At 41.3% G+C, this 12968-nt stretch carries 10 protein-coding genes and 1 tRNA gene; 6 read left to right on the top strand and 5 right to left on the bottom strand.

Features of this window, described 5'->3' with window-relative positions:
- The first annotated feature begins 596 nt into the window (after positions 1-596).
- Entirely contained in the window at positions 597-785 is a 189-nt protein-coding gene (locus AC1MCB_RS05350) for a hypothetical protein (RefSeq protein WP_479967708.1), read from the top strand.
- A gap of 71 nt (positions 786-856) precedes the next feature.
- A complete protein-coding gene (locus AC1MCB_RS05345) occupies positions 857-1222 on the top strand; it encodes a hypothetical protein (RefSeq protein ID WP_479967707.1) in 366 nt (121 codons plus the stop codon).
- Between the two features lie 176 nt (positions 1223-1398).
- Here AC1MCB_RS05345 and AC1MCB_RS05340 read toward each other — a convergent pair.
- A tRNA-Arg gene (locus AC1MCB_RS05340) sits at positions 1399-1472 on the bottom strand.
- Positions 1473-1577: 105 nt separating this feature from the next.
- Between AC1MCB_RS05340 and AC1MCB_RS05335 the strand changes: the two genes are divergently transcribed.
- Positions 1578-2774, top strand: a complete 1197-nt coding sequence (locus tag AC1MCB_RS05335) for a YncE family protein (RefSeq protein ID WP_479967706.1) — start codon at positions 1578-1580, stop codon at positions 2772-2774.
- Positions 2775-2780: 6 nt separating this feature from the next.
- Here the strand turns inward: AC1MCB_RS05335 and AC1MCB_RS05330 are convergent, their stop codons facing one another.
- A complete protein-coding gene (locus tag AC1MCB_RS05330; RefSeq protein ID WP_479967705.1) occupies positions 2781-3002 on the bottom strand; it encodes a hypothetical protein in 222 nt (73 codons plus the stop codon).
- 98 nt (positions 3003-3100) lie between these two features.
- On the opposite strand from AC1MCB_RS05330, the gene AC1MCB_RS05325 reads away from it, so the two are divergent.
- Positions 3101-4261: an MFS transporter gene (locus AC1MCB_RS05325; protein ID WP_479967704.1), complete on the top strand. Its 1161-nt coding sequence runs from the start codon at positions 3101-3103 to the stop codon at positions 4259-4261.
- Between the two features lie 6 nt (positions 4262-4267).
- On the opposite strand, the gene AC1MCB_RS05320 is transcribed toward AC1MCB_RS05325, so the two are convergent.
- The 3 genes from AC1MCB_RS05320 to AC1MCB_RS05310 form a co-directional block, all read right to left on the bottom strand.
- Positions 4268-5098 (bottom strand): MBL fold metallo-hydrolase, encoded by an 831-nt coding sequence (locus AC1MCB_RS05320; RefSeq protein ID WP_479967703.1) that lies wholly within the window; start codon positions 5096-5098, stop codon positions 4268-4270.
- A 48-nt stretch (positions 5099-5146) separates the two neighbouring features.
- Positions 5147-6388, bottom strand: a complete 1242-nt coding sequence (locus AC1MCB_RS05315) for a metallophosphoesterase (RefSeq protein WP_479967702.1) — start codon at positions 6386-6388, stop codon at positions 5147-5149.
- A 93-nt stretch (positions 6389-6481) separates the two neighbouring features.
- Entirely contained in the window at positions 6482-6793 is a 312-nt protein-coding gene (locus AC1MCB_RS05310; protein WP_479967701.1) for a DUF3817 domain-containing protein, read from the bottom strand.
- Between the two features lie 186 nt (positions 6794-6979).
- Between AC1MCB_RS05310 and AC1MCB_RS05305 the strand changes: the two genes are divergently transcribed.
- Both AC1MCB_RS05305 and AC1MCB_RS05300 read left to right on the top strand, forming a co-directional pair.
- Positions 6980-7546 (top strand): HD domain-containing protein, encoded by a 567-nt coding sequence (locus AC1MCB_RS05305; RefSeq protein ID WP_479967700.1) that lies wholly within the window; start codon positions 6980-6982, stop codon positions 7544-7546.
- Between the two features lie 350 nt (positions 7547-7896).
- Positions 7897-12822, top strand: a complete 4926-nt coding sequence (locus AC1MCB_RS05300) for an MBG domain-containing protein (protein ID WP_479967699.1) — start codon at positions 7897-7899, stop codon at positions 12820-12822.
- The last annotated feature ends 146 nt before the right edge of the window (positions 12823-12968 follow it).

The raw sequence follows: 12968 nt of genomic DNA, 5'->3' as shown, positions 1-12968 counted from the left end.
GCTAAAGCCGACATTTATAGAAACCAACGGGACGGTAATGGGCAGATTGATTTTCTAAAATATTCTAAATGGATTTATTCAAGTGCCAGGCTGTCTACAGTAATAGAACTGTATTCGAAGAGTCCGTAAAATAAAAACACGTACTACTTCAGGTAGTAAATCCTTACCACACATATTATCAAAGTAATTTTTTTAGCGACCTTTTCTTTAGGCTCGTGTCGGAAAGCCGGTGAGCATATTTATTTGGCCGGCTGGCTGCGCGATTTGCATGGTTAAAAAAAACGGCTTTATAATCTGCGTGTTTCCCCGAAAATCAAACTTTAGCTTCCGAGTATAGTGAGCCAGTGAGCCCTTTTAAGCTGATTTATTTTTATCAAATCTTTGACTATGTAATGCTTGTAAGATCCTGAAGCTTTCGTAGTAAAAAACTACTAACAAACTACTAACAAACTACTAGGAAACTACTAGGAAACTACTAGGAAACCTTAACCAAACTTTTATAAAAACCGAGGGCTTTTGGAGTCTGTATAGTGTCACTAAAAGGGTCTGTAAAATAGGTTGAGCCTGGGTGGAAACCCAGCCAGGGCTCCCAGATTATGAAGGAAGTCAACGATGAAAACTCCTTCCTCTGGGATTTTTTTTCTTCGTCGGATAGAGAATCTGCAGGAAACAATATTAAATTTATGATCAGTGGCCGCCATCCTTTAGCTGGTATCTATTACCTGGCTTTGAATACCAAAAGATCAATAATCTTTTGCGGAACAGATATCAATACTGAGCTATGATTTAAATCAATTAGCTTTAATGAAAGGTAGGTTACCTTAACGTATAAATATTTGACTAATCGCAAAAGAGAATGAAAAAATTAATGATTCTATTTGTTTCCTTGATGATTTTTGCGGGGATTAATTGCAGTAAACACGTGGATGATTTGCCGATTGATCCGGTGAAGCGTATAACGTTAAATGAAGCAATAGCGAAGGCAAATTCTGCATGCGAGTTTGCCAAACCTGAGGAATTGCTGCAATGGTTAAAAGATATTATTGTTAAGGCGGAGGAAGATATTGAAACCAAGAAACACATGGGAAACTATTTGGGCAGAATTTACTTAACATCCTATCAAAACAAACCGGTATTTTATATCAGGATGGCGATGGGAAGTGGTGGATTACCTTTCTATTTATTTGACTGTACTGGAACGCGAGTGGTTCTGACGGTTTAAAAGGAATGAAAAGGGTTGCAATCTCATACATGGCAGTACGTCGCCAAAAGGTTTTTTAATTCAGATAGCTGAACAGCTTAAAATGTTAGAAGACAGGTAAACTGTATAAGTTGTATAGTACACCGTATGAAAGAAACATAAAACCCTCTTTAAATAGCTTTAAAGAGGGTTACCTGTACGCCCAAAGGGATTCGAACCCCTGACCGACGGTTTAGAAAACCGTTGCTCTATCCAGCTGAGCTATGGGCGCATCAACGGCACAAAAGTATAAAAACCCTGCTAATAAGCAAACATAAGGGAGTTTTTTGTACAAAACAATTTAGGGGTTGAGTGCTTCTTTTCAAAAAGTGGATGCATGAAAGCAAATCCGAACTTACAAAACTTTAAAAGTCTGTTTGTTGCAGCGATTTTCTTTGCCTTCTGTTGCTTTGCAGGCACCAAACAACTGGCTCAAACCTTAAAGCCGACAACAGCACCCCGGGACAGTGTTTATTCTGAACTTACCTTTTGTGGCGTTGAACATATCCCTTCGTCTGCATGGACCAAGTCGGTTGTATTCAATCCTGCCGGCACGCGGCTTTATAGCCTGAACCTTGAGGAGATGAGTATTTATGAGTTTGATAGTTATACTAGAAGCATCACCCGGAAATTTAAGTTTAAGCCCACCCCTGCCACCGGCTGGAATTACCAGCTCAACAGTCCGATGCCATCTTTTGAAGAGAAGCCTGTTGAAGGGTGCTTCAGTCATGATGGTAAAATCCTGTGGGTATCACTTCACAATGCGGGCGGTATTGTGGCGATCAGAATGGATAGCACCCTTGTAGCTTATTCGTTAGCGAGGTATCCCACTAAAACCCTTTTTGTTTATGACCTTCAAAAACAGGTTACTGATACAGTAGTAGTTCCTTTTATCAAAACCGGCAAGACGCCAAAGGTCATAGCTGTCACATCGAACAACAAGTTTTTACTCGTCAGCAACTGGCATTCGAATTCGGTAAGCGCGATCAGGATCAATGATTCGGTACCGCCTTACGGAAAAAGGGTGCACGATATTAAAACAGGCGCATTGCCCCGTGGAATTGCAATTTCCAGTGAGCTTTACCCGAAAACATATGTGACCAATATGGGTACCAACGTAATTAGTGTGATTAACAACCGATCGTGGAGGATTGAAGGGAACATTCGCACAAGCGATAATCCACGACATATAGTAAGCGGCAATGGGCGGTTGTTTGCCTCTTATAACACTCCCTCAGAAATTGCCTGCCTGAGTAGCCAAACAAACCGCGTGTTATTTAAGGCTTCCACTTCGGCTCATCCGCGCACTATAGCCTTATCTGAAAATCAACGATTCCTGGTTGTTGCTTGCTATGAAGGAAATGCTATTGATGTATTTAAAATTAATAAGGGGAATTTCAGGAGAATTTATTCCATAAAATGTACTGGCAAACCTGTAGGAATAGATCTGCGGGAAAATTTGGACACGCTTGAAGCCTGGGTCTGCACTTATAACGGCAATACCTTACAGGTATTTACTTTTGAAAAAAACTGACAGATACTAGATTTTGGTAGAATGATCTTCTTCATTCTCTCCGATTCCGTCAATATTGGGGCCCTTTGTCTTTAATTTACCGATGTTCTTATAACTGCCCTTCCCTTCTTTGCTCTTGTAGCTAACGAATCCGACGGTGCCAATATTATTTACATCCTGCGCCGGAAGTTCAGGATCTTGGTCCACATGCTTGCGTTCTTGATGCTTTTGATTCTCATCTGGTAACATAGCTGTAAGTATTAAAATATATCTTTTAATAACACTTGAGTCATTGTTATGTTTCTTGTTAAGTTTATCACCGAATCAAAAGAGTTTCAAACCCACCTATGACTTTATTCAATAAGCAAAGACTCTTTCTGAGCATCTTCTTTTTTCTGTCTGGTTTCAGTTTTTCAACCTGGGCATCGAGAATTCCGACAATAAAAACATTTTTTGATTTCAACGATGCGCAGTTAGGCACTCTGCTTTTAAGTATGCCTGTGAGCTCGCTGGTTGGTTTACCTATTTCCGGCTGGCTGGTCTCAAGGTACGACAGTCGCATTCCTTTGTCGGTAGCATGTGGCATTAATGCCGCTTCGCTTGCCCTGATCGGATTTGCTCATACAACCTTCCTTTTGGTTCCGGCAATTTGCCTGTTTGCTTTCAGCATGCGTATTTTTAATATCTCCGTAAATACTCAGGCACTCTCCCTTCAAAAACAATTAGGTGTTCCCATAATGGGATCGTTCCACGGCCTGTGGAGTTCTGGTGGTATTTTCGGAGTTGCCGTATCCACTATTTTAATAGCCCTGGATATTTCAATGTCAATGCATTTACTGCTGGTAGCCATATCAGGAGTAATTATAACCGCTTTCTCCTATCCGTATCTATTACGGAACGACCGGTCACCCACGGGAAACAAAATCATAATGGGGAAACCGGATCCATATATCCTATACCTGGGATTGTTAGTTTTCTTCGCCGCTATTTGCGAGGGTGGTATGTTTGACTGGAGCGGAATTTACTTTAAGGAAGTACTTCATGCGGAAGTATTTACCTATGGATATCTCATTTTCATGGTCTTCATGGCCCTCTCAAGATTCCTTTCCGATTTTGTGACCCGAAAAATCGGAATGCCGCGTGCTTATATTCTGAGCAGTTTGTGCGTGGTTGCTGGTATTACACTGTCTGTAGGCTATCCGTCATTCGTTCCGGCGCTGGTTGGGTTTTCATTGGTTGGCTTAGGCTCGGCAGCGGTGGTACCGATGACCTACATTCTGGCTGGCACCTCCAGAAAGTATTCACCTGGTATGGCGATTTCAATTATAGCTACGTATGCAATCGCCGGCATGCTTTTGGGCCCGCCTTTAATTGGCTACTTATCACATGCTTTCAATTTGAGGGTGGCTTTTATAACCTTTGCTGTTGCCGGGGTGATGATCGTTCCGATTTCGCAATTATTCTTCAGATATCAGCGGAAGCTAGATGAAGAAAACGAAGCCAGGTAAACTGATTTAAAAAAGTGAAGTCTGTATGGCTTTTACAAATACCCGCTGTTTGATTTCAGGGCTGTATGGAGCAGCATCAATTTTATAGACTGCGGTTTCTACATAACGCGAGGCCACAACAATTTCTGTATTACGGGCGTGGCCACTAAATAAACTATGAACCAGTTCAGGGCAGTTATTGTCTTTTGAAAGATGGGACAGCAATAGATGGCTCATATACGCAGGCTTTGACGTCTTAAAGAGGTTTAATGCCTGTACGTTGGAAAGATGCCCTTTGCCGCCGCGAATACGGGTCTTAAGATAATAAGGATAACGGCCGTTATTTAACATGTCATCATCATAATTAGCCTCTAAAAAGGCAGCATGACACTGGCTGAAATGCAACGTTAGACCGTCGCAGACGTCGCCTATATCTGTAAAGACTCCAACGCGTATTCCTTTACAGGAGATGAGGAAGCTATGCGGATCAAAGGCATCGTGAAACTTGGGAAAAGCGGTGATGCACATTTCTCCTATGCGAACTTCCTGATACGGTTTGAACGGCCTCACCAGGTTATCATCCAGAGCCAGTTTACTGCAAACCAGCGTACCCGGTGTAATGTAAACAGGGATTTGGTACTTCTTTGCCAAAACACACAGTCCCTTTATATGGTCAGAATGTTCATGCGAAATGAAGATTGCTTTCACATTATTCATAAACAAGCCCAGCCGGAGCATTCGCTTCTCGGTTTCACGGCATGAAATTCCGGCATCAACCAGGATCGCTTCGGTATCATTGCCTACATAATAGCAATTGCCGTTACTTCCGGAATTTAGTGATGCGATATATAAAGACATAGATCTGCAAAGGAACCAGTTAATACTGAAAAATAATGCATTAAGTTTTCAAGACTTTCTCTTCCGCTTTAGTTGGATGATGGTAATTTCAGGCCAGATGCCTACCCTCCCGGCGAAACCGATAAAACCGAAGCCACGGTTTACATATAGATAACGGCCGTTACTTTGGGCTAAGCCTGCCCAGTTCTGATAACGGTATTTTGCGGGGCTCCATTTAAACTTACCTATTTCAATGCCGAACTGCATTCCATGGGTATGACCTGAAAAAGTAAGATGTATTTTAACCGGGTTTTCTTTTACCTGCGCATCCCAGTGTGTGGGATCATGAGAAAGGAGTATTTTAAAATCCGTCGGGTTAATTCCCCGCATGGCTTTCTGCAAATCACCGCGCTCACCAAAGCCTTTTCCCCAGTTTTCGACACCCATTAGTGAAAGATGAGCGCCATCCTTGTCTATTTGAACATGCTCATCCAGCAATAAACGGTATCCCATCTTTGCATGGTTTTGTTTCAGAGCATCCAGATTTAGACTTTTGGCTTCAGGACTCTCCCAGCCCGTATAATCTCCGTAGTCGTGATTACCCAAAATGGAATAGTTTCCGTGAACTGCTCTTACCTGTTTAAAAATTTCTAGATAAGGCAAAATTTCCGTTGCCTTATTATTCACAAGGTCTCCTGTGAATACAAATAGGTCAGGCTTCTGTGCGTTGATGAGATCTATCCCTTTTTGCACCGCTTTAGGATTGTCAAAGCTGCCGGCGTGTATGTCGGAAATCTGGGCGATAACGAAATTGTCAAATTCCTTCGGCAGATCATCAAAATATATTGTGGAACGCCGTACCTGGTAATAATATTTTCCGACTGTAACACCGAACAAAAAAGAAAAGAATGGAATGCCGGAAAGGCCAAGGATGAGCTGGCTAACGAGTACCGACCGACCGGGCATAACGGGGGCACTTCCGATGAACAGATTGTATACTGAAACCGCAAGCCGGTAAAGGTCCTCGCCTAATAGCAGAGCAGCAAAGACCAGTTTACTGACAAAAATTGTGAGGAACGAGTTGAAAGAAATATTGAATATCAGGCTGAACTCACGTGCAGGGAATACCCTGGAAAGCATATAAAGGAAAGAAAACAGGACTGCTCCCGATAGCAGCCAGTAAAGCAAATGAATGGTAAACCGGTTTGACAGTCCTCTGGTAAGCGTCTTTACTCCACCGAAAACATAAAAATCGAGCAAGCCCGAGATTAAAACCAGAATGATCAGAGGCAAGGGGTTCAGTTTTCGCATCAGATTGAAAAGCCGTCGTTATATTTTGGAATACACAAACAAATACTGAGTGCTAAACCTAAGTGTTACCAGGTTTTAACTATGTGCACCTGTTTAATATAACCTCTGATTTTGTTTAAGTTTTTTATCTAATACAAATGTAGCAAAGGGTATCAAAGACGCAACTAAAGCTACTCCCACGCGCATAAAATCCCATTTAATTAAATATGCAGTTTTTAGAACGGCGCCTATATAAACCACAAAAAGGGCTCCGTGTACCCAACCATTCACTTTGACTGCCATAGGATAATCAAATAAATACTTAAGAGGCATAGCAATAAACAATAATACCAGGTAACTAATGCCTTCTGCATTGCCAATCCATCTTAACTGCTTTACACTGTTGTCTTTAATTTTCTGACTCATATGAATTAAATGAAACGGCAAAGATACTATTGCCTTTCATGCCTCAGGCACCAGGTATGTTAATCTATTGCAAGTTTTTTCGTCAGAAAGGTTTGATTTGAAGAAGTAAAAATAAACTCGATGCTACTTTATGAAAAAATATTTTAAATTTATAAAAGACTTAACCTCACCGATAATATTCTCTTTGTGGATGAATTTCAAAAAGTTAGAAATCTAGTTCTCAACAAGCTTTCAAAGCTCAGTTCTAAACTAACCTATCATTGTCTGAATCATACACTTGATGTGCTTGACCAGTCTGTTCGTATCGCTGCCGATGAACATATAGCAGACTGCCGGGATTTGTATCTGCTCAAAATTGCGGCACTATATCATGATACAGGTTTTTTGCAAACTTATGCAAATCACGAAATCAAAAGTTGCGAGATTTTTCTGGCTGACGCTGATCGTTTTGATCTGACTACTGAAGAAAAATCGATTGTCATCAATTTGATAATGGCTACCCAAATTCCACAGCTTCCGGCAACCCTGCTTGAAAAAATAATATGCGATGCCGACCTGGATTATTTAGGGCGCGATGATTTTTTCTCTATCGGCGAAAACTTAAGAAAAGAATTTTTATGTTACAATATAGTGTCTGACAACCAGGAGTGGGAACAGATGCAGTTGAAATTTTTACAAAATCATCAATATCATACCAGGTCATCCCAGAAATTAAGAGAACCTTTTAAACAGTTAAATTTCGCGAAATTATAGTCTGCTACGCTTATGATTTTAAGTTTATCTTAATTAAGAATAAAATTCAATGTTTATATAGCATTCTGTATCTTTAAATCCTGATTACAAATCGTTATTAGCCAGACACTTTCGATTCCTTTCGTTGATAGGAATTTCTAAACACTACTGATTTTAATAAGGCAAGAAATAATTGAATAAATACCGGTAACGTTTAATATTTACCGATCATTTCAAGGACCGCTACTTCTATACTATTGTCCTTTAAGCTTTGCCGGCATATAAATTTTCCTGTTTTTATATAAGTACGTATTTAGGCTGATAAAGGCTGATAAGCTGTTCGATCGGTTTCATGTTCTAAAATTTCTGAAATGAAAAAATGTTTACTTCCCAAAGTTGCCTTCTTTGTTAGTTCTCTATTTTTAGGTTTCTCTCAAACTGGCTGGAGTCAAGCACCTAAGCTTAAGCCTTCCGATTTCGTAATATTTGGAGGAAACACAAATGCAGCAGGTAAAGGCGTTCAACTAAGTTCATCAATCACTATTAGCAGTGGTGATATTGGTAGCTACTCCCTCATCCGCTCGACCGGTAGCGCGGCTATTGGCGGAGGCCTACATAGCGGTGGTACTATTGAATTAACGAACAGCAACACAATTCAGGGCAAAATATCTGCCGGTAACACATTAAATAAAACCGGAACTATTCTTAAGATCGGTTCTAATGCCCTACTGTCGGGAGATATTGACGTAAAAGGTAATATAGCTATAAGTGGTGGCGTGGTAAACGGGAAAGTCACCCATCCGGCAGGCACCACCTATATAGGCCCCACTCCAAAAGGAGGAAATATTATAGATACTCCTTCAATTCCTGTTTTACCGGATATGCCTGCGATCAATACATTTCCGGCGTACGGATCGACAACCATTAATAACTCCATTACAATAACTCCGGGATCTTACGGGAAGATGGTGTTAACCGGCGGAAAAATAATTAAACTGTCAGGTCCGGGAATTTATGTATTTCAATCAATTAAGAACTCAGGCACCAACAATAACTTTGTTTTTGATTTCAAGAATAGTCCTTCTGGGATATTCAAAATCTATGTACACGGGGATATTGATTTAAATAAAGTTAGTACAAGCCTGCTTAACGGGGGAAGTGAAGCGAGGATCTACACTGAATCACACGGAACCGGAGCGACATCTTCAACCAGGAAGGATGCCTTTAATATCACCAACGGATCTTCTGGTAGTGCCACAAAATGGGCTGGCACGGTTTGGGCGCCTTACGGTTCAATAAATATCGGCTCGGGCACTGGCGGAAGCGATATCTCGGGCGCACTGTGGAGTAATTATAATATAACATTACAAAGCGGTGTTAAGATAAAGCGTGCCACTTTAGATGAGTTGCCTGTCATCCCTGCTACTCCACCCCCACTGGGCGGTAAGTATGACCAGATTATTGGTTCAGAACTGAACTCCCTTTTTTTGAATGGTCAGACTGATCAAGAGCTGTCCAAAAATGTCTTCCTGATAGAGGGTTCAAGCGTATATATTGAAGTGATTTCTAAAATTGGCAAATACGCTGAATTATTAACATTACTTCAAACAAGCGAATATGGGCTTACGAACCTGATAAGCAATGGCCCTAATTCCCTCATCATCAACGGGTTATATCCTATAGAAAATTTAAGAAAATTGGACCTCCTGACCGATCTGATAGATTATGTGCGACCTTTGTTTCCACCGGTGTCAAGCAGCGGAGTAGCTAATACACAGGGTGATATCGCCATGCACACTGATTTTGTAAGAAATGGATATGATGTTTTCGGAGAAGGTGTAAAAGTCGGAGTGCTTTCGGACAGTTATAATACAATTCTTGGAGATCCTGCTAAGACAGATGTAGAAAACGGAGATCTTCCGGGAGTTGGAAATCCCAATAACGCAAATCCGGTGAAAGTTTTAAGAGACTATCCATTCGGCAGGCGAAGTGACGAGGGTAGGGCAATGCTGCAGATTGTACATGATGTGGCACCGAAGGCCAGCCTTGCTTTCCGAACCGGTTTTATCAGCGCGGGGGATTTCGCGCTGGGGATTAAAGAACTGCAACAAGATAATTGTAACGTAATTGTAGATGATATCACCTTTATTACAGAACCATTTTTTCAGGATGGAGTAGTCGCCAAGGCGGTTAATGATGTAGCTGCACTCGGAGTGTCATACTTCTCCGCTGCGGGAAATTATGGCAATAAGTCTTACCAGGGAACTTTTAATCCTGTGGCTGCTCCCAATGGATTAAGTGGTTCAGCTCATAACTTCGCAGGTGGCGATGTGTTTCAAAGTATATCCCTTGCTCCCGGAGCTTACACTATTGTGCTCCAATGGACAGATGGCATTTATTCACTTGGAGGCAATCCGGTTGGTTCGCTAAACGACCTTGATATTTACCTTACTGATAATAATGGGGCTACCCTTTTCGGTTTCAATAGGAATAATCTAGGTGGAGACCCACTAGAAATCCTGTCATTTACGGCCACCCAAAATACCAATACAAGTCTGCTGATCACGAGGGCTTCAGGCACGCAAAACGTAAACTTCAAGTATATCATTTTCCGAGGTGAAGGAGTGATCACTGAACATAACGCTGGTACCTCTACCATTGTAGGACAAGCTAATGCAGAAGGATCTATGGCTGTTGGGGCTGTTCTGTATACAAATACACCGGCATTTGGTAATGCCCCCACCATGGCTTCGTTTTCTTCTCTTGGAGGCACACCTGTTAATGGGGTGGTTCGGAATAAACCAGATTTTGCAGCTCCTAACGGTGTCAACACAACAGTGCAACTCGGTGGTGTAAATATCGATAATGATCCATTCCCGAACTTTTTCGGGACTTCAGCGGCCGCACCTCACGCCGCAGGAGCAGCAGCATTATTAATCGAGGCACAAAAGAAATTTTCAGGTGTTGATATTTCTCCATCACAGCTTCGTAGTATACTTTCTAACTATGCCATTGACATCCAGCCTGCAGGCATTGACAAGGCGTCAGGAAGCGGCTTTATCCAGCCCAACGTCTCGATGAGGTCATTTGCCAGTCCGAAACCGTATATAAGTGAGCTGGCATTACCTGATACCAATATCACACCAGGAACACAGGAATTCACTGTAACCGTAAAAGGAGATTTCCTGGATCCCACCTCAAAAATCTTTTACCGTAGTGACGCTTTGACTACTACGTTTGTCAACTCAACCACCTTACAAGCGGTCATTCCAGCATTTGGCACCGGCAATCCGGCAATTTATGTGAATACTCCATCTGTATCTATTTTGAATAATGATGGTGGCAATTCAGATACCCTGTATTTCTTCGCAGTCGTAAAAAAAGACATTACCATCACTGCAGATAACAAGGTGAAAAAGTACGGTGAAGCGATACCTACATTCACTGCCAGCGTAAAGGTTGATGGAATTCCTTTAGCTGATACAGAATATACCTTATCTGAGCTCGGGCTAGATTCAATTAAATATACTAGCCCTGCAAATAGCTTAAGCAATACTGGTAACTATTTCATCAGACCGTCTATCTCAGCACTGGATCCATCAGATCCGAATGACGGTGCTTTAATTGAAAATTATAATTACACATTTATTGACGGTTTGCTGGCAATTCAAAAATTACCGCTAAAAATTACTCCCCGCGATACCTCAGTTATTTATGGAAGCAAAATCGGGGACTTTAATTTTCACTTTGACTATGACGATGCTGCCATTCCTGTTTTGAACAGGAATACATTTTTAAACTCCTTAAGCAATGGTTACGAGGAAAACCTGGCTAATGCAATTGCTTTGGTTGATGCCAGATCATTAGTTAATGGCAGAGCATTAGTTAATTCAGATTTGGAAGATCTAACCTTTCTGGTAAGCGCAAGGGCACTGATTAACGCCCGGCAATTGGTTAATGCAAAGGCGTTAATCAATAATCAACCGGTTAGCACGAACATTGTTGATGTAGCTGTTGAATCGATCTTCAATTACCAGGTAGATCCGAATAATGCCACATTGGTCAGCGCCCGGCAATTGGTTAATGCAAAAGCTCTAATCAATGCCAAAGCTTTAATTAATGGCACAGCAACAGTAAATGCCCGGCAACTTGTGAATGGCTCCCCAATAGTGAATAGCAGCACGGTAGATGTACCCGGTGCTGATATCGTTATAATAGTGGACTCTCTTGATTTTACTGCCCCACCTGATGACGTTCTTACAGAATTCAAATCTATTACCCTTGTGACGGGTGTTACTGCAGGTGAGTTTACTGTGGTACCTGGTGCACTTCTTTCAAATAACTTTGAAATTACCTACGGCTTAGGTAAACTAACCATACTACCTGCTCCGCTAACAGTGAGGGCTGATGATAAAGTCATTTTCCAGGGTTCCGCTCTGCCAACATTCACTTCAACAATTAGCGGATACCAGTTTAATGACAGCACCACAGTTTCGGGACTTACACATACCTTGAATCCTTCGTATAATTCGCTTCCAGGTTTGTACTCAATCATCCCATCCAATCTCACTTTTAACCCTGCCAATCCTGGTTATCAAATTAGCTATATGCCGGGCACCTTGTATGTGAATCCCAAAGGCCCGGGTGCCAGAAAAATCAAACCATATTTAGATTGTGTTGAATTACTCACTAATCATCCTTCCGGGTTCAAGTATGCGGCTCATTTCACATATGAAAATCCGAACTCAACGCCTGTATATGTGCCAATAGGTCCTGATAACCTCTTGAAAAGCTCCGGCTCGTTCTCGGGTGTGCCACCTATCTTGTTTCTACCGGGGAGTGGAAAGTTTATAATATATTTTGATGGAGCGAAGCTAACATGGACTGTAAAAACCTATGAGGTTAATAAGCAAGCGGCTGTTGCATCTGAAGCAAGTTCAACCTCTTCGAGGTGCTCTTTTCAATCGATCACCAATACTTTATATCAAAGTTCAGGTTTGACTGATGAAATGAAAAGGGATCGTAATTCTATTTCACTTAACAACGACCAGATCTTAAATGAGATTCAAATATATCCGAATCCTGTTGCAGACTTAATAACCGTTCGATGGAATAATATTTCGGAAAAAGACGTCATCATTACCGATATAAACGGACGTTCGGTTTCGCCGAACAGTATCCGGAAGGCATCTGAAAATACTCTGGAACTTAACTTAACCGGACTTAATGCTGGCTTATACCTGATTAAAATAAAAAGTCAACGAAACTATAAGGTACTGCGAATCATTAAGATGTGAATCTGATCGCAAAAATTTTGTATTTTTAAATGATGGATATTTCCAGGCATCTGGTTACACCTATTATTTGCGGGTATCGCTTCAATATAATTATACAATTATCAGATAAAGCGTCAGGTTGCCAGGATTGCTTTAAGCACAAAAAT

This window comes from Daejeonella sp. AP26 (assembly GCF_056680515.1).
The sequence above is the reverse complement of the archived record's forward strand: the minus strand, read 5'-3'. Positions and strand labels throughout refer to the sequence as shown.